The sequence below is a fragment of the Microbacterium sp. K36 genome (genome assembly GCF_004794355.1).
Lineage (GTDB): Bacteria > Actinomycetota > Actinomycetes > Actinomycetales > Microbacteriaceae > Microbacterium > Microbacterium paraoxydans_D.
The window spans coordinates 1-19,266 of the sequence record NZ_SSDN01000040.1; the positions used below are offsets into that span (position 1 = coordinate 1).

The 19,266-nt window shown below is 70.0% G+C and carries 23 protein-coding genes; 11 read left to right on the top strand and 12 right to left on the bottom strand.

From position 1 onward, the window contains the following. The 3 genes from DW296_RS02215 to DW296_RS02225 form a co-directional block, all read left to right on the top strand. Positions 1–1,006, top strand: a 1,006-nt coding sequence (locus DW296_RS02215; RefSeq protein ID WP_446724122.1) for a 4-hydroxy-3-methylbut-2-enyl diphosphate reductase, incomplete at its 5' end; no start/stop codon positions are given. A gap of 2 nt (positions 1,007–1,008) precedes the next feature. Continuing rightward, positions 1,009–1,800: an IclR family transcriptional regulator gene (locus DW296_RS02220; RefSeq protein ID WP_060922694.1), complete on the top strand. Its 792-nt coding sequence runs from the start codon at positions 1,009–1,011 to the stop codon at positions 1,798–1,800. 235 nt (positions 1,801–2,035) lie between these two features. Next, positions 2,036–2,572 (top strand): DUF6264 family protein, encoded by a 537-nt coding sequence (locus DW296_RS02225; RefSeq protein WP_136050905.1) that lies wholly within the window; start codon positions 2,036–2,038, stop codon positions 2,570–2,572. Between the two features lie 63 nt (positions 2,573–2,635). On the opposite strand, the gene fbaA is transcribed toward DW296_RS02225, so the two are convergent. Beyond that, positions 2,636–3,664 carry a class II fructose-bisphosphate aldolase gene (fbaA, locus tag DW296_RS02230; protein WP_025103954.1) on the bottom strand — a complete coding sequence of 343 codons (1,029 nt, stop codon included), beginning with the start codon at positions 3,662–3,664 and terminating at the stop codon, positions 2,636–2,638. 187 nt (positions 3,665–3,851) lie between these two features. Here fbaA and glpX point away from each other — a divergent pair, with 187 nt between their 5' ends. Both glpX and DW296_RS02240 read left to right on the top strand, forming a co-directional pair. Then, a complete protein-coding gene (gene glpX, locus DW296_RS02235) occupies positions 3,852–4,838 on the top strand; it encodes a class II fructose-bisphosphatase (protein WP_060922697.1) in 987 nt (328 codons plus the stop codon). Between the two features lie 171 nt (positions 4,839–5,009). Continuing rightward, on the top strand, positions 5,010–5,297 hold the full coding sequence (locus DW296_RS02240; protein ID WP_060922698.1) for a hypothetical protein: 288 nt from the start codon (positions 5,010–5,012) through the stop codon (positions 5,295–5,297). A gap of 34 nt (positions 5,298–5,331) precedes the next feature. Here the strand turns inward: DW296_RS02240 and rmuC are convergent, their stop codons facing one another. Both rmuC and DW296_RS02250 read right to left on the bottom strand, forming a co-directional pair. Beyond that, positions 5,332–6,600, bottom strand: coding sequence for a DNA recombination protein RmuC (gene rmuC, locus DW296_RS02245; RefSeq protein WP_136050906.1), 1,269 nt, complete (start codon positions 6,598–6,600; stop codon positions 5,332–5,334). A 51-nt stretch (positions 6,601–6,651) separates the two neighbouring features. After that, entirely contained in the window at positions 6,652–7,245 is a 594-nt protein-coding gene (locus DW296_RS02250) for an exonuclease domain-containing protein (RefSeq protein WP_136050907.1), read from the bottom strand. Between the two features lie 59 nt (positions 7,246–7,304). Here DW296_RS02250 and DW296_RS02255 point away from each other — a divergent pair, with 59 nt between their 5' ends. Then, positions 7,305–8,045 (top strand): class I SAM-dependent methyltransferase, encoded by a 741-nt coding sequence (locus tag DW296_RS02255; protein WP_136050908.1) that lies wholly within the window; start codon positions 7,305–7,307, stop codon positions 8,043–8,045. A 114-nt stretch (positions 8,046–8,159) separates the two neighbouring features. Then, entirely contained in the window at positions 8,160–9,233 is a 1,074-nt protein-coding gene (gene ychF, locus DW296_RS02260; RefSeq protein WP_136050909.1) for a redox-regulated ATPase YchF, read from the top strand. A 111-nt stretch (positions 9,234–9,344) separates the two neighbouring features. Here ychF and DW296_RS02265 read toward each other — a convergent pair whose 3' ends face one another. The 6 genes from DW296_RS02265 to DW296_RS02290 all read right to left on the bottom strand — a co-directional run bounded on the left by DW296_RS02265 (position 9,345) and on the right by DW296_RS02290 (position 15,316). After that, entirely contained in the window at positions 9,345–10,673 is a 1,329-nt protein-coding gene (locus tag DW296_RS02265; protein ID WP_136050910.1) for an NERD domain-containing protein, read from the bottom strand. Positions 10,674–10,752: 79 nt separating this feature from the next. After that, positions 10,753–11,037 carry a hypothetical protein gene (locus DW296_RS02270; RefSeq protein WP_136050911.1) on the bottom strand — a complete coding sequence of 95 codons (285 nt, stop codon included), beginning with the start codon at positions 11,035–11,037 and terminating at the stop codon, positions 10,753–10,755. Then, a complete protein-coding gene (locus DW296_RS02275; protein ID WP_240742960.1) occupies positions 11,034–11,528 on the bottom strand; it encodes a BLUF domain-containing protein in 495 nt (164 codons plus the stop codon). Before DW296_RS02275 ends, DW296_RS02270 begins: the two co-directional genes overlap by 4 nt. Next, on the bottom strand, positions 11,525–11,782 hold the full coding sequence (locus DW296_RS02280; protein ID WP_025102908.1) for a hypothetical protein: 258 nt from the start codon (positions 11,780–11,782) through the stop codon (positions 11,525–11,527). Before DW296_RS02280 ends, DW296_RS02275 begins: the two co-directional genes overlap by 4 nt. 84 nt (positions 11,783–11,866) lie before the next feature. After that, positions 11,867–14,227: a glycoside hydrolase family 65 protein gene (locus DW296_RS02285; protein ID WP_136050912.1), complete on the bottom strand. Its 2,361-nt coding sequence runs from the start codon at positions 14,225–14,227 to the stop codon at positions 11,867–11,869. 207 nt (positions 14,228–14,434) lie between these two features. Beyond that, entirely contained in the window at positions 14,435–15,316 is an 882-nt protein-coding gene (locus tag DW296_RS02290; RefSeq protein ID WP_136050913.1) for a manganese catalase family protein, read from the bottom strand. Positions 15,317–15,510: 194 nt separating this feature from the next. Between DW296_RS02290 and DW296_RS02295 the strand changes: the two genes are divergently transcribed. Both DW296_RS02295 and DW296_RS02300 read left to right on the top strand, forming a co-directional pair. Further along, entirely contained in the window at positions 15,511–16,047 is a 537-nt protein-coding gene (locus tag DW296_RS02295) for a peptidase dimerization domain-containing protein (protein ID WP_136050914.1), read from the top strand. Between the two features lie 144 nt (positions 16,048–16,191). Then, positions 16,192–16,761: an alpha/beta fold hydrolase gene (locus tag DW296_RS02300; RefSeq protein WP_136050915.1), complete on the top strand. Its 570-nt coding sequence runs from the start codon at positions 16,192–16,194 to the stop codon at positions 16,759–16,761. 62 nt (positions 16,762–16,823) lie between these two features. On the opposite strand, the gene DW296_RS02305 is transcribed toward DW296_RS02300, so the two are convergent. Further along, positions 16,824–17,123 carry a Fe-S cluster assembly protein HesB gene (locus DW296_RS02305; protein ID WP_085606619.1) on the bottom strand — a complete coding sequence of 100 codons (300 nt, stop codon included), beginning with the start codon at positions 17,121–17,123 and terminating at the stop codon, positions 16,824–16,826. Between the two features lie 107 nt (positions 17,124–17,230). After that, a complete protein-coding gene (locus DW296_RS02310; RefSeq protein ID WP_136050916.1) occupies positions 17,231–17,686 on the bottom strand; it encodes a GNAT family N-acetyltransferase in 456 nt (151 codons plus the stop codon). 153 nt (positions 17,687–17,839) lie between these two features. On the opposite strand from DW296_RS02310, the gene DW296_RS02315 reads away from it, so the two are divergent. Further along, positions 17,840–18,400, top strand: a complete 561-nt coding sequence (locus DW296_RS02315; RefSeq protein ID WP_136050917.1) for a Dps family protein — start codon at positions 17,840–17,842, stop codon at positions 18,398–18,400. A 33-nt stretch (positions 18,401–18,433) separates the two neighbouring features. Here DW296_RS02315 and DW296_RS02320 read toward each other — a convergent pair whose 3' ends face one another. After that, positions 18,434–18,979 (bottom strand): DUF6328 family protein, encoded by a 546-nt coding sequence (locus DW296_RS02320; RefSeq protein WP_136050918.1) that lies wholly within the window; start codon positions 18,977–18,979, stop codon positions 18,434–18,436. Between the two features lie 81 nt (positions 18,980–19,060). Between DW296_RS02320 and DW296_RS02325 the strand changes: the two genes are divergently transcribed. Further along, a complete protein-coding gene (locus tag DW296_RS02325) occupies positions 19,061–19,264 on the top strand; it encodes a hypothetical protein (RefSeq protein ID WP_136050919.1) in 204 nt (67 codons plus the stop codon). The last annotated feature ends 2 nt before the right edge of the window (positions 19,265–19,266 follow it).

The window sequence follows — 19,266 nt, forward strand, 5'->3', positions numbered from 1 at the left end:
CCCGGTGCCCGGACACAAGCGCGTCCTGCTTGCCGCCCCCCGCGGATACTGTGCAGGGGTGGACCGTGCGGTGGTCGCTGTGGAGAAGGCGCTGGAGCGCTACGGCGCCCCGGTCTATGTGCGCAAGCAGATCGTGCACAACATCCACGTCGTGACGGAGCTCGAGGCCAAGGGCGCGGTCTTCGTGGAGGAGGTCGACGAGGTGCCCGAGGGCGCGCACGTCGTCTTCAGTGCGCACGGCGTCTCCCCGGCGGTCGTGAACGCCGCTTCGGACCGTGGTCTGCATGCCATCGACGCCACCTGCCCGCTCGTCACCAAGGTCCACCGCGAGGCCGTGCGCTTCGCGCGGGACGACTTCGAGATCCTGCTCATCGGCCACGACGGTCACGAGGAGGTCGAGGGCACCGCGGGAGAGGCACCGGACCACGTCACGGTCGTCAACTCCCCGGAAGAAGCCGACACCGTCCAGGTGAAGGACCCGTCCAAGGTGGTCTGGCTGTCGCAGACGACGCTCTCCGTCGACGAGACGATGGAGACGGTGAACCGACTGCGCACCCGCTTCCCCGAGCTGCACAATCCGCCGTCCGACGACATCTGCTACGCGACGCAGAACCGGCAGGTCGCGATCAAGAAGGTCGCGCAGGGCGCTGATCTCGTGATCGTGGTCGGCTCGGCCAACTCGTCCAACAGCGTGCGTCTCGTCGAGGTCGCCCTGGAGTACGGAGCCAAGGCCGCGTACCGCGTGGACTACGCCGAGGAGATCCGCCAGGAGTGGCTCGACGGCGTGGAGACGGTGGGTGTCACCAGCGGCGCCTCCGTCCCCGAGGTGCTCGTGCGCGAGGTGCTCGACGCGATCGGCGATGCCGGGTATCGCGATGTGGAAGAGGTCAAGACGGCGGAGGAGGACCTCATGTTCTCCCTGCCGAAGGAGCTCCGTCAGGACGCCACGGGCCAGCGCGACGCGCGCGCCCTCGGCGGCCGCGCGTCCGCTGGAGGGGGTGCGTAGCGGTGAACGCCGCGGAGGCGGAGCCGACCCTCATCGGGTCCGTGCAACGCGCGCTCCGCCTGGTCGACATCGTCGCCAACTCCCCGCGGCCGCTTCCGGCCAAGATGCTCTCGTCGATCACGGGGCTCACTCCGGGAACGACCTACAACCTCGTCCGCACGCTCGTGCACGAGGGGTACCTCAGTGCCGAACCGGACGGGCTCGTGCTGGGCGGACGCTTTCCCGCGTTCCAGCAGCAGATCGACTCTCGTGGGGTGTTCCTGGCTCGGGTGCGCGCCGCTCTGCGCGCGGTGACGGAGGACGTGGGCGCCACGGCCTACCTCTCCCGATATGCGGACGGGGAGATGCATCTCGTCGACATCGTGGACGCCGTGCGGAATCCGCGCATCGAGCTCTGGGTCGGGCTGCACGCCAGCGCCCACGCGACCGCTCTCGGCAAGCAGATCCTCGCGGCGCTCTCCGAGGAGGATCGCCTGGACTACCTCTCCCGGCACCGGCTCGAGGAGCTCACGCCTCGGACGATCAGCGATCGCCGGACGCTTCTCACCCAGCTCGAGCAGACGCCGGGATGGGCGATCGACCGGGAGGAGTATGCGATCGGAGCCACCTGTGTCGCGGTTCCGGTCGTCGCGCCCGGGGTGACGGCGTCGCTGGCCGTCTCCCTGCCCGCGGACCGGGCGGTGGTCAACCGCCGTCTCGTGTCGAACCTGCAGCGCACGGCGCGGCGGCTCTCCCTGCAGCTCGGGGCGGACGCCCTGGACACCGACGGCCCGGACGCCGAGTTCACCATCTGAATTCGGGGCCCTGGTGTGGGCATCGCGGGTTCCCTATGATCGAAGGCGTAGTGGCTGACAACGCCCTACTGATCGCCTACGGCGTCCCCAGCGCCGGCGACCAACGGGATGAGGAGCGTCCCCAGCGCTCCACGTCCGCGGCCCCGAGAAGTCCCCACTTCTCCGGGGCCGCTATCGGTTGGGGGCCCGGCTTCCCTGAACGGGTGGGCTGAGCCTCGGCCGATACGATGGCGGGATGACCGACCAGCGCCCCCGATACGGGGAACTCGCCACACCAGAGGAGCAGCGGAGGGCCGCGGGCCTGCCCCCTGTGGCGGAGGTGGTCGCCCCGTCAGATCCGGCTCCGTCTTCGGCTCCCACGCGTCCCGCGTCGGACGCCGCGAGTCCCGCACGCCCTCATCCGGTGGATCGGTTCGCGACGATCGCGCTTCTCGCCTACGGCCTCGTCAACGTCGTGGTCACCGGCCTGTCCTATCTCGACATCGTCCCCGTGATGAATCAGACCATGGGGATGCTGGGCATCGAGGGGGAGTTCACCAACTACGCCGCGGGCCGCACGTGGGGGACGATCGCTGCCGTGGTGCTGGCCGTGGGCTGGTGCGTCACGGCGGCCCTGTCCATCCGTCGCCTGCGCCGCGGCCGACTCACCTGGTGGCTCCCGCTCGTCGGAGCCGTCATCACGCTGGGCATCGCTTCGTTCTGCCTTGTCGTGCCGATGATGGGCGACCCGGCTTTCATCGCATACCTCGACCAGGCGACCGGGGCGCGCTGACGCCGACACGCAGACGAAAGGGGCCCGGCATGACGCCGGGCCCCTTCGCTGTGTCTGCGGGGATCAGCTCTTCGACTGGCCGTACGAGCCGAGCTGGCGGGTCGACTCGACCACCCGGGCGGCCATGGCCGACTCCGCGATCTTGCCCCAGGCGCGCGGGTCGTACTGCTTCTTGTTGCCGACCTCGCCGTCGACCTTCAGCACGCCGTCGTAGTTCTTGAACATGTAATCGGCGATGGCACGCGTGTAGGCGTACTGGGTGTCGGTGTCGATGTTCATCTTGATGACGCCGTTGGCGACCGCGAGGGCGATCTCCTCGTCGGTCGAGCCCGAGCCGCCGTGGAAGACGAGGTCGAGCGGCTTCTCGCCGGTGTTGTACTTCGCGGCGACCTCGGCCTGGATCTCGCCGAGCAGCTCCGGACGCAGCTTCACGCCGCCCGGCTTGTACACGCCGTGGACGTTGCCGAAGGTGAGGGCGGCGATGTAACGGCCCTGCTCGCCCAGGCCCAGCGCCTGCACGGCCTGGTCCACGTCGGCGAACGTCGTGTAGAGCGCCTCGTTCGAGCCCTCGTGCTGCACGCCGTCCTCCTCGCCGCCGACGACGCCGATCTCGACCTCGAGGATGGCGTTGATGGCCTTCATGCGGGGGAGCAGCTCCTTCGCGATCTCGATGTTCTCCGCGAGCGGCACGGCCGAGCCGTCCCACATGTGGGACTGGAAGATCGGGTTGCGGCCGGCCTTGACCTCTTCCTCCGAGGCGGCGATGAGCGGCTCGACGAAGCCCGCGAGAGCGTCCTTCGGGCAGTGGTCCGTGTGCAGGGCGACGGTGACGGGGTAGTTCTTGGCGACCTCGGTGGCGTAGCGGGCGAAGGCGAGGGCGCCGGTCGCGCGGGCCTTGACCGTGTGGCCGGCGAAGTAGTCGGCGCCGCCGGTGGTGACCTGGATGATGCCGTCGGAGCCGGCCTCGGTCAGGCCCTGGAGGACGGCGTTGATCGTCTGCGAGCTCGAGACGTTGAACGCGGGGTATGCGAAGCCGCCTGCCTTCGCGCGGTCGAGCATGTCGGCGTACTGATCCGGGGTGGCGACGGGCATGAGAACTCCTGCGGTAGGTGAAGCCGGGACAGCTGCCACTCTATCGGGGCGGGTGTCCGGCACCGGCAGGAGGAGTCGCGCGTCGGCGGAGGCCGTCCTTCGGTGGTGTTAAGAACCGCGATTTCTTCATCGCCCGCAGGCGGAAAACGAGCCGATCGATCCCCTGCTCGCGGATAGGCTGGGGATCATGGTGAGTCTGACTGCCGACCTGAGCCCGCTGCGTCCCGACCGTAACCTCGCGATGGAGTTGGTGCGCGCGACCGAGGCGGCGGCGATCCGTGCCGTTCCGTTCATCGGTCGCGGTGCGAAGGAGGCTGCCGACGGCGCCGCCGTCGACGCCATGCGGGCGTTCCTCGGGACGGTCGACTTCCAGGGCCGCGTGGTGATCGGCGAGGGCGAGAAGGACAACGCCCCGATGCTGTTCAACGGCGAGGTCGTCGGCACAGGGCGCGGCCCGCTGTGCGATATCGCGGTCGACCCGATCGACGGCACGTCGCTGACCGCGGCCGGCCGGCAGAACGCGCTCTCCGTGATCGCTGTGTCCGACCGCGACACGATGCTCGACGCCTCCAGCGTCTTCTACATGGACAAGCTCGTCACGGGGCCCGCCGGCGTCGGCGTGGTCGACATCCGCCTGCCGATCGGCGAGAACATCCGCAAACTCGCCGGCGCGCTGGACAAGCCCGTCGACGAGATCGTCGTGTCGGTGCTCAACCGTCCGCGGCACGAGCAGCTCATCCAGGAGATCCGGGACGCCGGGGCCGGAACCCGTCTCATGAGCGACGGCGATGTCGCCGGCGGGATCAACGCCGCACGCCACGACGCCCGCACCGATATGTGCGTGGGCGTCGGCGGCAGCCCGGAGGGCATCGTCACCGCGTGCGCGATCAAGGCCCTCGGCGGCCACATCCAGGGCCGGCTCTGGCCGCGCGACGACGACGAGCGTCAGCGTGGCATCGACGCAGGACTCGACATGGACAAGGTCTACGAGGCGGACGACCTCGTGCAGGGCAACAACACGATCTTCGTCGCCACGGGTGTCACGGACGGCCAGCTCGTCGCCGGTGTGCGCCGCGAGCGCGGCTACGTCTATACCGAGAGCGTGGTCCTGCGGGGCGCCTCCGGAACCCTCCGTCGGATCGCGTCGGAGCACCTCGTCTCGAAGTGGCTGTGACGGCTCTCCCGTCGGCATGATCGCGGGGCGGATTCTCGCCATCGTTACCGACCCGGTATCGCCTCCTCCACGAGTCGGGCCCGGTTCGTCGAGCTGCCGTGTCAGAATTGTCACTGGGTTTGTCGCCGTCGACGGAGCCGCCAGGCACCGCAGGCACAGGAGGGCGAACGCATGACAACGCAGCACACGAGCGGCTCGAAGAGCGCCGCGCCGACCAAGATCATCACGACGAACACCGGACGCATCCTCCGGGTGAGCGCCGATGCGGAGGCGGCAGCCGTAGCCCCGCCGGCACCGGTCGCGCAGCCGGCCGTCGATCCAGCCCGCCGCGCCGACGTGCTGTTCCGCGTCCGCCGCGCGGAGGGACACGAGGTCAGCGCCTGGTGGATGATCGGCGCCTTCCTCGCCACGAGCGGCCTCGTCATCGTGCTGCTCAGCGGCGTCCCTGGCGTCGCCTGACACCCCGCGACCGGGTATCCGGTCACTTCCGCCGTCACTGCTTCCGGTCGTGGAGCGCGGCGGAGTGGTCCAGTCGCGCGCGGACCTCGCCGACATCGGCCTGCATCGTGTCGGCGGTGGCCTCGGCCTCCGTCGGGACCAGCAGTTCGGGTGCGGTGAAGCGCCGCCCGTCCGCGGTGATCGCCGACGCCGGCGCCAGGGCCTCCGCATCGACGCCGGGGAACTGCCGGGCGGTCACGAGCACGCGCGACTCCAGGGAGCCGGCGAAGCGGTTGTAGCTGTCCACCGTCCGCTCGATCGCCCGCCGCAGGTCGTCGGCGTGACCGGCGAGTGTGCCGAGGCGCTCGTACAGCTGCGTGCCGAGCGCCAGCAGACTCCGGGCCTCGGTGGACACCTCTTGCTGGGTCCAGGTGTAGGCGACCGTCTTGAGGACCGCCCAGAGGTTGACGGGGGAGGCGAGGGCCACTCGACGGCTGAAGGCGTAGTCGAGCAACGTGGGATCCTCATCGATGGCGGCCGCCAGCAGCGACTCGCTCGGCAGGAAGCAGATGACGAACTCGGGGCTGGCGTCGAGCCCTGACCAGTAGGCCTTCTTGGCCAGGGCGTCGACGTGGGCGCGGACGGCGCGGACGTGCTTCTGCATGTGCGCGCGGCGCTGAGACTCGTGGGCGTCGCCGAGGGGGAGGGCGGAGGCCTCGAGGTAGGCGTCGAGGGGCACCTTCGCGTCGACGGCGATCGACGTGCCGCCCGGAAGGCGGACCACCATGTCGGGGCGGCCTTGGCCGCGGTCGGAGGTGATCGTCGCCTGGAGGTCGAAGTCGACGTGTCTGGTCAGCCCCGCCGCCTCGACGACGCGCCGCAGCTGGGTCTCGCCCCAGACGCCGCGCGTGGACGTGGAGCGCAGCGCACCCGCCAGTGACTCGGTCGTCGCGCGGAGCGCCTCATCCGACTCCTGGGCGCGCCGGAGCTGCTCGGCGAGCGTGCCGAACTGTGCCTGCCGCTCGCTCTCGATCGCGGCGACCTTCGACTGCATCTGCTGGAGGCTCTCGCGGACCGGTGCTAGAGCCTGCAGCACCGCGTTCTGCTGCTGGACGCGCTGCGCCTCCGCCCGCTGCTCGGAGCGGGCGTGCTCGACCGCGTCTCGATAGAGGTCGTACTGGCGATCGCGGTCGTCTCGGGCGGCCGCAAGCTCCGCCTGCGTGCGTGCGATGTCGGCGGCGCTGCGTCCGGCTCGGAGGAACCAGCCCAGAGCGACGCCCGCGGCGAGGGCCACGAGCAGGAGAACGATCGACAGGGCATCCATGGCTCCATGATGCCGGGGGCGTCCGACATCGCCGGGAGGACGCGAGGTGCGTCAGGCGACGGCGCGCTCCAGCGCCGGTGCGGCGGGCTCCGTCACGCGGAGGCCGAGGGCGTCGGCGAGTCCGAAGACATCCGCGGCCCCGGCACGCGCGGCCGCGTCCACGATGATCTGGGCGCAGGCGAGGGCATCCGCCAGTGCGTCGTGGTGCGAGAACTCCGCGTATCCGGCCGCCGCGGCGGCGAGGGGTAGACGGTAGGAGTCGAGCTGATAGGTCTTCCGTGCCACCTGGAGGCTGCACAGCGACCGGTACGGCGGGCAGATCTGTCCCGTGACCTCCGTCGCCCGACGCAGGACGTTCAGGTCGAAGCCGGCGTTGTGGGCCACGAGCACGTCGGCGCCCGCGAAGCCGCACAGGCGGTCGAACTGATCGACCCACGTCGCCGCCGACAGCACGTGCTCGGGGCGGATGCCGTGGATGCGGACGTTCCACTCCTGGAACTCGTCGTGGCCGGGCGGGGGCTGGATCAGCCAGTTCGCGGTGGCGACGACCTCCCCGTCCCGCACCCGCACGAGTCCCACGGAACACGCGGAGGCCGGGCTGGAGTTCGCGGTCTCGAAGTCGATCGCAGTGAAGTCCAGTGGCACGTCCTCACTCTCTCCCGGGCCTCCGACGTCGCTGTGCAGGCTCGCCGTATGCTGGCCACATGGCGGATGAACTCGCGAGATCCTTCGGTGCGGCGGCCGGGAGGTACGAGGCCGGACGACCCGAGTATCCCTTCGAGGCCGTCGCCTGGATGCTGGAGCCGATGGCGGACGGTGCGCGGCGGGTGGCGGACGTCGGTGCCGGCACCGGCAAGCTCACGCGGGCGCTCGTCGCGGCTGCGGAAGCCGAGGTCGTGGCGATCGATCCGGACCCTGCGATGCTCGCCGCCCTTCGTGAAGCTGTCCCCGGAGTGCCCACGTTCGTCGGGACCGCCGAGGAGCTGCCGCTTCCGGATGCCAGCGTGGATGCCGTGGTGCTCGGCCAGGCGTGGCACTGGGTCGAGCCGGTCGCCGCCTCGGCGGAGATCGGTCGCGCGGTGCGGCCGGGCGGTGTGCTCGGGCTCATCTGGAACCTCCGCGACGAGCGCGTCGACTGGGTGCGCCGGCTCACCGACATCATGCACGGGAGCAACGCCGAGATCATGCTCGCGGCGGGCGACCCCGTGGTGGCGGAGCCCTTCGGCGCTCTGGCGCAGGAGCGCTGGGAGTGGTCGCGTCCCATGACGCGGGAGCTCCTGCACCGCATGGCCGCGTCCCGCAGCGCCGTGATCACCGCCGACGATGCCGAGAAGGCGCGGATTCGCCGCGAGATGGACGCCCTGTTCGACGAGCTCGGCCTGCACGGGGACGATGTGATCGAGGTGCCGTACGTGACCAGGGCGTTCCGCGCGGTCCGCGACTGAACAGGCGCCCGCGCCGCAACAGGCACTTTTCGCGCCCTGCCGCCTGATCCCGCGTGGGTGCCTGCCCTCCGCGAGGGTGAGGAGGGGAGAGCGGCGCAGGTAGACTCATACCCCGTGGCTCTCACTATCGGAATCGTCGGCCTGCCCAACGTCGGCAAGTCCACCCTCTTCAACGCTCTCACCAAGAACGACGTGCTCGCGGCGAACTACCCGTTCGCGACGATCGAGCCGAACGTCGGCGTGGTGAACCTTCCCGACCCGCGGCTCCAGAAGCTCGCGGAGATCTTCGGGAGCGAGCGCATCCTGCCCGCCGCCGTGTCGTTCGTCGACATCGCCGGCATCGTCCGAGGGGCGAGCGAGGGGGAGGGGCTGGGCAACCAGTTCCTCGCGAACATCCGCGAGGCCGACGCGATCGCCCAGGTGGTGCGCGGGTTCTCCGACGACGACGTGGTGCACGTGGACGGTGCCGTGAACCCGGCGTCGGACATGGAGACGATCAACGCGGAGCTCATGCTCGCCGACCTGCAGACCGTCGAGAAGGCCATCACGCGGTACGAGAAGGAGGTCCGCGGCAAGAAGATCGACCCGTCGGTCCTCGAAGCCGCGAAGGCCGCCAAGGACGCCCTGGAGCGGGGGATCCTGCTTTCCACCAGCGGCCTCGACCTCGAGCCGATCCGCGAACTCGGGCTCCTGACCGTCAAGCCCGTCATCTTCGTCTTCAACGTCGACGAGTCCGTGCTGACCGACGCCGCCCGCAAGGCCGAGCTCGCCGCCCTCGTCGCGCCGGCGCAGGCCATCTTCCTCGACGCGAAGATCGAGTCCGAGCTCAAGGACCTCGACCCCGAGGACGCCGCCGAGCTCCTCGCCTCGACGGGACAGGACGAGTCGGGTCTCGACCAGCTCGCCCGCATCGGCTTCGACACGCTCGGGCTGCAGACCTACCTCACCGCCGGCCCCAAGGAGGCCCGCGCCTGGACCATCCCCAAGGGATCGAAGGCTCCGCAGGCCGCCGGCGTCATCCACACGGACTTCGAGAAGGGCTTCATCAAGGCCGAGATCGTGTCGTTCGACGACCTCGTCGAGACCGGTTCCGTGCAGGAGGCCCGTGCCAAGGGCAAGGCGCGCCTGGAGGGCAAGGACTACGTCATGCAGGACGGCGACGTCGTGGAGTTCCGCTTCAACAACTGAAACGTGCCCTCGCGCACTGTCCGTCGACGCCGAGCGCCAACACGCGAATCCCGTTCTCACCGGGACGGATCACGTACTCCCTCGGCGTTGATCTCCGTGACCATGTGATCGTCACGCGTCACGCGGATCTTCCGATTGCAGCGCCGCAGCGTCGAGCAGTTGGGTCAAAGTCTCGAACGTGATCAGGGGAGATTCCCTCTCCCACTCCTGCGCCGATGCATATGTCTGTATTCCTTCCACGACGACCAACGAGAGGTCGGCGTCGCGATGAAGTGCCTTCTCGACCCACTTTCGCTTCTTCCCCAGCGTGGTACGCCAGCTGTGGCTATCGGGTCCGAGCTTCTCTGCGATGTTCCGAATCCGACCCATCGAGAAGATGGATTTGCATTCCAACACGAAGACACCGTCGTCGCGCGTCGCGAGCACATCGATCTGGCCGGGGATCCTCTCGTCGCCCCGGAGGCGCTCCTTGCCCCACTGTGTCGTCCACGTGCCCTTGTCATCCACCGAGCCGGCTCGAAACCCATGGGAGCGGAGCAGGCTCACGACCTTGTCTTCAAAAGGCTGCGAGATGACGTGCTCTCGGAGCGTGGTCTGCTGAATAGCAGCCAGGAGCCACGGTGCGAGGGAGTCCGCGAGCAGGTAGCAGCTCGTCCAGCAGACACCGGCGGAGTTGATCACCGGGTACGCGGCGACCTCGTCCTCTCGACTGATGAGGAGTGAAGTGATCTCCGCGTGCCCCAGCACGATCGACTCTCCGGTTTCGGAGTAGACCTGCGTGGAGAACTGCTCGGATAGGGGTGCGATATCCGGTTCGAACGGTGCCAGACGGATGATCAGCGACATCCGGAGATACAGAGCCAACCAGATCGGACGTGCCTCGCCGGACGCCGGCAGCCGCGACAGATGAGGGAAATCCTCGGCGGAGAAGAGCTCTCCAGGGTCGGACTGCAGCGAGAGGATCTCAGCCACCGCGCGGATGCTGCCGTGCACGTCGTTCATCAGGGAGAGCGCGTCGGCGGTCGTGGGAAGGCTTGCTCCGCTGATCAGTATTGTGACGGTCTGGTCAGGGTCGGAGGACTGCCAGATCGGAGCGAGATCCGTCATGTCCGCTTCGTGACTGAGCCAGCAGGCCGACACCAGGTTCGCGACATCGACGAGAGCCCTGGAGCTTCCCTTGTCCGGCATCCTCTGCAGGAGCTCCAACGCTCGCTTCACGAATGGGCGGGCAGGCTCGGTCGGATCCCTGAGCGAGTTCCACACGGCGAGCAGCACGACAGATGCCCAATCCGAGTCGATCGAGGCGGCGAGCTCTGCTGATCTTCCTCTGAGGAGGTCGACGTCGACCGTCTCATCTTCTCGCCTCCTCTCGAGCACCCGCGAAAGCTCCTCGGCGTCGCGGCGTGCGCGCTCTCCGATGAAACGGACCTCGCTCCTCATCGGGCTCCAATCCGCATCGCTATGCCTCGGGATATTGCCCACCCTACGGGTTCTGCGACCGCGAGGCGCGAGGAACCCGCTAGCGCCGCACACCTGCGTCCGGCCCGTGGCGGTCCTCGAACGCGCGGAGCGCGCGCCTCGCGCGGCGGGTCTCGACGATACCGACGATGATCCCGGCGGCGAACACGATGATGCTGAGAACGCGCCACAACCCGGCGGGCGCATCGAGGAGGAACGCGATCGTCCAGCCGACGGTCATCACCGAGGAGAACACGATCGCGTAGACGCCCCAGTTCCGCCGCCGTTCCAGCTCCATGCGCTGCTGGATGAGCGACGGCTCCGGTCCGCCCGCGGGCTCGCTCATACCCGGAGCGAGGTGCCCTCGCCGCTCGTGGCCGGAACCGGGTCCGCCGCGCCGGAGCGGGTGCGGAACCACAGGGTGAGCTCGAACAGGGCGCGCTCCATCGTGGAGGCGTCCGCGCCGTCGACGAGGTCGTCGAAGGAGTCGCGGAAGCCCGTGGGGGCGGCGGTGCTCCCCGCGCGGAACGACCGATAGCCCATCGACCAGTCGGAGAAGAGCCGGGCGGTGATCGCCGTCTCCAGCAGGATGCGCATCGCGCGGTGACGCGGATCGCCGGCGATCGAGTCGACGAGTCGGCGCACGGCCTCGACCGGTCCTTCGAGGACCTGGAGGAAGCGCCCCTGGCGGAAGAGGAGGAGGCCTGTGATGTCGTGGGCCGCGTTCGACCGGCGGCACTGCTCGAGGAGCTGCTCCAGAGCGGTCTCACGGAACGGCTGCGCCGCCGTGCTGGTGTAGACGAGGCGGAGCAGCCCGTCGGCCCTGGCCGCCGTCACCCCTGCACCAACTCCGGAGCTCCGAGGGCGGCGTCGCCCTCCGAGGGGCCGGCGTGGGCGACGACCTCCGTGGTCGCGTCGCTCAACGTGGCGTGCAGACCGAGCGGCTGCGCGGACGCGGAGAACGCGGCGAAGCGGCCGTCGGGCTGACGGTCGACGTAGCCGAGGAAGTCTCCGCCGCGGCTTCCGACATGGAAGCCGTCCTCGACGCACGCCCAGAGGACATCCGATGCGGGGTGGGGGGAATCAGGCACGGCTCCACCCTACGGCGGGCGGCCGACATCGCCACGGGCCTTGCGCTGACCCGCCCCGATATGGCACACGCACCGAACACCGCCTCAGTCGCCGGCCCGCGGTCGTCCCGGTTCCCGCCAGCGCGGCGGCACCGGCGCCGGGGTGATCGGCTCGACGCGGTCCGGCGTCGGCAGGCTCGACGCAACGCCCGCGTGCAGGACGAGCTCCTCGCCCGCGTGCCGGATCGTCACCGGCTCACCCGCGCTCAGCCGGTAGGTCGTCTCCGCCGGCGTGATGTCGACGTGCAGGATGCAGCCGTGCAGCCGCACCCCGAACGCGAGACGGGAGACGCCGTCCGGGAGCTGGGGCCGGAAGGACAGGCCGTCATCGCCCGCCCGCATGCCCCCGTAGCCGGCCGTGACCCCCGTCCAGATGCCGGCGAGGGCCGCGATGTGCAGTCCCTCGTCGGTGTTGCCGTGGAGGTCGTCCAGGTCGAGGGCCGCGAGCTCCGCGAGGTACGCCGATGCCAGCTCGAGGTGCCCGACCTCGGCAGCGATCACAGCCTGCGCGGCCGCCGAGAGGGAGGAGTCGCGCACGGTGAGGGCGTCGTAGTAGGCGAACGCCCTGGCCTTCTCCTCCCACGTGAACTCCTCATGGGCGGTGTAGAGCGCCAGGACGAGGTCGGCCTGCTTCAGCACCTGCTTGCGATAGAGGTCGAAGTAGGGGAAGTGGCTGTGCAACGGATACTCGTCGGGGCCGGTGGCGTCGAAGTCCCATCGGGCGTGCGCGGTGAATCCCGCCGACTGCGGATGCACCTGCCGCGCCTCGTCGTAGAGCACGGTCATGCCGTCGGCGGCGGCCTCCCACGCGGAGAGCTCGTCGTCGTCCACGCCGAGGCGGGCGGCGACGTCCGGATGCCGCCGGACGGCTGCCGCGGCTCCGCGGAGGTTCCGGCGAGCGGAGAGGTTGGTGTAGACGTTGTCGTCGACCACGGCGGTGTACTCGTCCGGACCGGTGACCCCGTCGATGTGGAAGCCGCCGGTCTCGTCCCACCGCCCGAGGGACGCCCACAGACGAGCCGTCTCGACGAGGATCTCCGTGCCCGCCTCCCGCTCGAAGTCCTGGTCACCCGTCGTGCGGACGTAGTGCATCACGGCGCCCGCGACGGCGGCGTTGATGTGGAAGGCGGCCGTGCTCGCCGGCCAGTACCCGGAGCTCTCGCGCCCGTCGATCGTGCGCCAGGCGAAGGACGCGCCGCGCAGGCCGAGCGTGCGCGCCCGCTCCCTGGCGTGATCGAGCGTCGCATAACGCCAGCGCAGTGCCTGGAGCGCGGCATCCGGAGCGGTCGAGGTGAGCACGGGGAGCACGAACGCCTCGAAGTCCCAGAAGGTGTGGCCCTCGTAGCCCGAGCCGGTGAGGCCCTTGCCCGGCACGGATCGAGCCTCGGCGCGCGCCGACGCCTGGAACACCTGGAACAGCGCGAAGCGCACGGCCTGCTGCAGTCGGGCATCGCCGTCGATACGGACGTCGCCGCACTCCCAGTACCGATCGAGGACGGCGCGCTGTCCCGCCACGAGCGCGTCCCACCCCAGGCGAGCCGCTTCCTCCACGGCCTCCTCCGCGCGGTCACGCAGCGTCTGCGGTGCGAGGGACGCCGACCACTCGTGTCCGACGAGCTTGACGACCTCGAGCTCCTCGCCGGGGGCGAGGTCGACGCGGATGCGCGTGCGCGCCAGATCGTCGTCCACCTCGGTCGTCACCTCCGGCGTCCCCTCTCCGGAGAGCTGCACGAGATGGTCCGCGCTCACCGCCACGCGCAGGCCGCTGCGGCGGGTGCGGTGGAGCAGCGTGCTCCGCGCACCGCGCTCCGATGCCGCGACGGGCTCCAACGGACGGGCGAGGAGCTCCTGCACCCGCGGATCGTCATGGGTCACGGGGAGCGGCTCGTTCGCGAGCACCTCGGACAGCACGGTGACCGCGAGCGGAGCGTCGAGCGCCTGCACCCGGTAGCGCACGGCGGCCAGCGACCGGTGTTCGAGGGAGACCAGACGGGTCGAGGCGATGTGTACGCGTCGCCCCTCCGCGGACTCCCAGTCCACCTCCCGATGCAGGGTGCCTTCGCGCAGGTCGAGGCGGCGGGCATGCGCATGGACGGTCCCGTGCTCGACGTCGAACGGCTCGTCGCCGACCAGCAGGCGGATGAGCTGCCCGTTCGGGACGTTGATCACCGTCTGCCCCGTCTCGGGGTAGCCGTACCCGTCCTCCGCATAGGGCATCGGATGCTCTTCGAACACGCCGTTGAGGTAACTGCCCGCCACACCCCGCGGATCGCCCTCGTCGAGGTTTCCGCGCCAGCCGATGTGGCCGTTGGAGAGACCGAAGACGGACTCCTCCTGCGCGAGATGGGCCGTGTCGACGCTCTCGATGCCGACGGCCCACGGTTCGACGGTGAACTGCGCCGTCATCGGCGGGCCCCAGCCCCGAGGCGCCTGTCCGAGGAGGTGAGGATGCCGAGGAGCATGGAGTTCCCTTCTGCCGGAGACCGAGGGCCTCGACGCTATCGATCCCGCCGAAGGGGCGCGAGGGCGTTGCGTCGCGGGGATCGGGTCCGGTAGGGCGGTCGCTGTGCCCGGGGGTGCGGCGGCCGCCCGTCCCGGGGGAGCGGGGTCTGCTCACTCCTTGTGGAGCGCGTCCTGCGCGGCGCCGGCCACCTTCTCCACGACGTTCGGCAGCTCGGTGGTGCCGTAGAAACGAGCGTCAGGGTGGGTGGGCGGCGGCATCTCGGCCGTGGTCGTCGGGCCCTCGTGATAGCTGAACTCACCGTGTCCGTCCGGCGTGGGGCCGGATGCCCAGGTGCCTTCTGCGGCGGCAGGGCCGTCGCTGAAGTTGAGGTACTGGTACGACACGTCGCGGTGCTCCTTCGAAAGCGGGAAGTTGCTGGGCACGGGGAGCTTCTCGGCGCCCTCGGCCTTCAGTTCCTCGGCAGCGGCCAGCCACTGGTTCTGGTGCATGGTGTCGCGCGCCAGCAGGAAGCTCAGCAGATCCCGCACGCCGTGGTCGTCGGTCATGTGATAGAGCCGGGCGACCTGCACCCTGCCCTGCATCTCGGCGTTCGCATTGGCCATGAAGTCGGCGAGGAGGTTGCCGCTCGCGGTGACGTACGAGCCCTGCCACGGGTTGCCGTTGCTGTCCACCGGGCGGGCGCCGGCACCGGCGACGATGCCCTGCTGCACGTCCGTGCCGCCGACGATCGCCGCGACCGTGGGGTCGTCCTGCACGGCATCCTCCGTGATGCCGAGCGGGGACTTCTCGAGGAGCTGCGCGATCATGACCGCGAGCATCTCGACGTGGCCCATCTCCTCGGCGCCGATACCGAAGACCAGGTCGCGGTACTTGCCGGGGATGTGCATGTTCCATGCCTGGAACTGGTACTGCAGGGCGACGGTGATCTCGCCGTACTGCCCGCCGAGCACCTCTTGCAGCTTGCGCGCGTACACGGCGTCCGGGGCCTCGGGCGTCGCGGAGAACTGGAGCTCCTGTCGATGGAAGAACATGTCGAGCCTTTCTCTTCTGGGGATGGGCTGGCCATGCAACGCCCGGTCGGCTGATCCACTCAGGGCCTTTCCAAACCCGGAGGCGCCTGGGACAATCGCTCACGGCCCGCGAGCGGCCGCGCCGGTGGTAGCCGGTCGGCGGCAGCGCCGTCAACCCCCGCCCTCTGCAGCGACCCAGCGGGCATGCTGTGACCATGGGGGATCGGACGGCAGCCGCGGAAGACGCGATCGGAGCGTTCCTCGGAGCCCATCGGGACGAGATGGTCGGCCGACTCTCCGCCTGGGTCGAGATCCCCTCCGTGTCGGCGGACCCCAAGCGCCGCCTCGATGGGGTGTGGTCAGCCCATTGGATCGCCGCCGAACTGCGGGACGCGGGCTTCACGACGACGCGGCGCACCGAGACCACGGTCGTCGTGGGGGAGAAGGAGTTCACCCCGAAGGAGCGCGTGTGGGTGCGCTCGGCCCTCGAGGTGAGCTTTCTGCTCGCCGGAGACCCGGAGGGCATCGAGCGCTCCGTCATTCCGCGGGAGGCCATGGCCTCGCTGATCATCCGGATCGTCGCCGGCCAGCGCAACGACGACGTCGCCGACGCGCTCCGCGCCTTCATCGCCGGAACGGGTCTGCCCGAGGACCACTGGCATGCGAGCGACGAGAGCATCGATCTGCGCATGCTCGTCCGCGGCGCCGCGACCCTCGCGCATCTGTGGCGCGAGCTCGCCGCCGCCTCATGACTCCGCCGGGGGATGCGAGGAGGAGGCTCGTCCCCCGGCGGGCTACGCTGGACGCAGGCGCCACCGCCCGGTGCCCGGTCGCAGGAGCCCGGTGCGGACGACGCCTGCGAACCTGACACCGACGGCTTGAGGAGAACGACGCCGATGACCGACACCCAGATCTTCGAGCCCGAGGGCCGCGCCATCCCCTTCGTCGACGAGGGGGACGGGCCGGTCAAGCTCGTGCTCATCCAGGAGCGCGGCCTGGCCGCCGACGTGCTCGGAGTGGTCGGTCACTACCTCGCCGAGGAGGCCGGATTCCACGTGGTGCGGGTCGGTCATCGCGCGGATGACGCCGACACCTCGATCGACGACCGCGTCGCGGACGCGCTCGCCGTCATCGACCACCTCGGCCTCGGCGACACGTGGATCGGCGGACACGGCTTCGGCGGCACGATCGCCCGGTCGTTCGCGCTGGCTCATCCGGAGCGCGTGAACGGTCTCGCACTCCTCGGCGCGGAAGACGTGGAGACGCCCCTCGCCCCGGTGATCCCGGTGCTGCTGATCCAGGGGACGGCCGACGAGGTCACCCCGCCCGCGAACGCCGAGAGCCTGCGCGCCACGGCTCCGGAGCGCGCCAGCATCAAGGTCGTCGAGGGCGGGGATCACCTCTTCCCGATGACGCATCCTATCGAGACGGCCGTCGTGCTCGAGGAGTACCTGGACTGGGACTGAGCCCACCCGAACACACGCGAACGCCGCGGCCGAGGAGGCCGCGGCGTTCGAAGTCTGAGGTCTCAGGCGACCTGGGGGAGCACGGCGAAGGACACGGAGCCCTCGTCGTCCACGCCCGCGTCGAGCACCTTGTCGTCGAGCGCGGAGGCGGCGGCCTCGTCGAGGAACAGGCGCGTGCCCGACAGCTCGACGACCTGATCGGCGGGCTCCGGGTCGGCGGTCACGGCGACGGCGAGCCGGGCCGCGCCCGAATCGTCCTGCGCCTCGGCGGTGTGGATGCGCAGCCCGGCGGCCGGCGCGTCGTTCTGCCGACTCACGAGGGTCGACACGATGGCGGTGGCGTTGTCGGTGAGGGTGAGCACGAGCTCTCCTTTCCGGTTGGGGCATGACGCGGTCGCGACATGTCCGGACCACGATTCCCCATCGTCCGGATCCCCTCGACCCCCTTGCGCGGAGCGGGGCGCTGCCCTTAACCTCGCAGCCGCTTGCGGAGGAACACCTGGGCGATGCCGTCGCCCTGCGGCACCCGTTCGCGCTCCTCGTAGCCGCAGGACTCGTACAGCCGGATGTTCGCCTCGCTGAGGCTTCCGGTGAAGAGCTCGGCCTCGCGGGCGTCGGAGGCCTGCTCCGCCGCCTCGAGCAGCTTCCGGCCGATGCCCTCGCCCTGCATGTCGGGAGCGATCGCGATCCGTCCGATCAGGAGCAGGTCGTCATCCTCGACGAACCGGATGGCCCCGACCAGGCGGCCGCCGATCCGGGCGCCGAGACCGCGCTCCGAGGTGAGCTCGGCCTCCATCTCGGCGACCGTCTGGGTCAGCGGCGGCATGTCGACGCTGCCGTAGATCGCCGCCTCCGACACGAAGGCCGCCCGCTGGATCGTGAGCACCTCGCCGGCGTCCGCCGCGGTGAGAGGGGCGATGACCACCTCGGGCCGATCCTCCTGTGCTGCTGTTCCCACTGTTCCGCCTTTCTCGATGGCCCTTGTCGCCTCCCTCACGTTCAGGGGTGCGACCGGCGGGTGTCAACCCCCTCGGAACGGGCCGCGCTGCGGGCTACCGTGCCGGGAGGAGGTCACACCATGGCAGACACGAAGACCAAGAAGTCCGGCAGCTCCAGCAGCAAGAACGGGGCGGCGAAGGCCGGCGTCAAGACCACGCGCCAGCAGAACGCGGAGAAGGGGTTCACCGCATCCCCGACCCTCGCGGCGAACCTGCAGGCCGTGCTCGTCGATCTGCTCGAACTCTCGCTGCAGGGCAAGCAGGCGCATTGGAACGTCGTCGGACGCAACTTCCGCGACACCCACCGTCAGCTCGACGAGATCATCGAGGACGCCCGGACGTTCAGCGACACCATCGCGGAGCGCATGCGCGCTCTGCACGCCGTCCCGGACGGACGCAGCGCCACGATCGCGAAGACGACGACGCTGCCGGAGTTCCCGACCGGCGAGGTGTCCACGACGGAGACCATCGACCTCGTCACCGCGCGCCTGGAGGCCGCGGTGGGGACGATCCGCGATGTGCATGATGCCGTCGACGAGGAGGACCCCACGTCGGCCGATCTGCTGCACGCCGTGATCGAGCGACTGGAGCAGTTCGCCTGGATGGTGAGCGCGGAGAACCGCAGCCCCGCCGGGCGCTGAGGTCCCGCCGTCCGACCGCCGTCCTCGTCGCGCTCACGCCGACGGGGGCGGCGGTTCCGTGTGGGCGTGCACCCGCGATCGGGCGCGCCGCAGCAGGCCGGGCAGCGCCATCCAGAGTCCGAGCACGAGCACGAGCGACGCGACGAGCGCGATGATCCCGGCGGTCCTGCTGACCGTGAAGTCGACGATGAGGGTCGTGACGCCGATCGTGAGGGCCCCGATCACGAAGAGGTCGATCTTCACCAGCCGCGCCGCCGTCCGGACGAGCTCCGGCTTCAGCCGGCTGCCGAACAGGGCGCGGTGGATGCCGACCGGGGCGAGGGCGAGGATGGTGGCCAGCGCCGCGAGCGCCACGAGTACGACGTACAGGTCGCGCTGGAGCTCGTCCATGTCGGTGAAGCGCGGCTGGAACGCCACCGCGAGGAGGAAGCCGGTGAGGATCTGCGTGCCGGTCTGCATCACCCGGAGCTCCTGCAGCAGCTCTTCCCAGTTGCGGTCCGCGCGCTCGTTCGGGGTCTCGTCGCGGCCGTCGTCGCGGTCGTCGCGCTCGTCTGCGGCGCCACGGGGTTCTGCTCTCATGGCGATAGTCTCGTGGGCACGATCCGCCGCTGTCCAGGACCTTGCGCGGCCCGGCGGAGACGCCTCAGGAAAGGACCCGAGATGACCCTGCCCCCGATCGACGAATGGTGGCCCGAGCTGTCCGACGAGGCGCGTCGTGCGGTCATCGACAGCGGGTCGCGGCGCCTCGACGACGACGTCCGCGAGGAGATCCGGGAGATCACGGGAGCGGTGGTGGGGATGATCGAGTCGCTGTCCGACGACGATCTCGCGTACGCCCGGGACCACGCCCCCGCAGCGGACTGAGG

Bases quoted from the DNA above. Each gene is read 5' to 3' on its own strand.
- DW296_RS02225 (WP_136050905.1), top strand. From the start codon at position 2,036: ATGACCGACCAGCGCCCCCGATACGGGGAACTCGCCACACCAGAGGAG.
- fbaA (WP_025103954.1), bottom strand. From the start codon at position 3,664: ATGCCCGTCGCCACCCCGGATCAGTACGCCGACATGCTCGACCGCGCG.
- glpX (WP_060922697.1), top strand. From the start codon at position 3,852: ATGGTGAGTCTGACTGCCGACCTGAGCCCGCTGCGTCCCGACCGTAAC.
- DW296_RS02240 (WP_060922698.1), top strand. From the start codon at position 5,010: ATGACAACGCAGCACACGAGCGGCTCGAAGAGCGCCGCGCCGACCAAG.
- rmuC (WP_136050906.1), bottom strand. From the start codon at position 6,600: ATGGATGCCCTGTCGATCGTTCTCCTGCTCGTGGCCCTCGCCGCGGGC.
- DW296_RS02255 (WP_136050908.1), top strand. From the start codon at position 7,305: ATGGCGGATGAACTCGCGAGATCCTTCGGTGCGGCGGCCGGGAGGTAC.
- DW296_RS02265 (WP_136050910.1), bottom strand. From the start codon at position 10,673: ATGAGGAGCGAGGTCCGTTTCATCGGAGAGCGCGCACGCCGCGACGCC.
- DW296_RS02270 (WP_136050911.1), bottom strand. From the start codon at position 11,037: ATGAGCGAGCCCGCGGGCGGACCGGAGCCGTCGCTCATCCAGCAGCGC.
- DW296_RS02285 (WP_136050912.1), bottom strand. From the start codon at position 14,227: ATGACGGCGCAGTTCACCGTCGAACCGTGGGCCGTCGGCATCGAGAGC.
- DW296_RS02290 (WP_136050913.1), bottom strand. From the start codon at position 15,316: ATGTTCTTCCATCGACAGGAGCTCCAGTTCTCCGCGACGCCCGAGGCC.
- DW296_RS02295 (WP_136050914.1), top strand. From the start codon at position 15,511: ATGGGGGATCGGACGGCAGCCGCGGAAGACGCGATCGGAGCGTTCCTC.
- DW296_RS02300 (WP_136050915.1), top strand. From the start codon at position 16,192: ATGACCGACACCCAGATCTTCGAGCCCGAGGGCCGCGCCATCCCCTTC.
- DW296_RS02315 (WP_136050917.1), top strand. From the start codon at position 17,840: ATGGCAGACACGAAGACCAAGAAGTCCGGCAGCTCCAGCAGCAAGAAC.
- DW296_RS02320 (WP_136050918.1), bottom strand. From the start codon at position 18,979: ATGAGAGCAGAACCCCGTGGCGCCGCAGACGAGCGCGACGACCGCGAC.
- DW296_RS02325 (WP_136050919.1), top strand. From the start codon at position 19,061: ATGACCCTGCCCCCGATCGACGAATGGTGGCCCGAGCTGTCCGACGAG.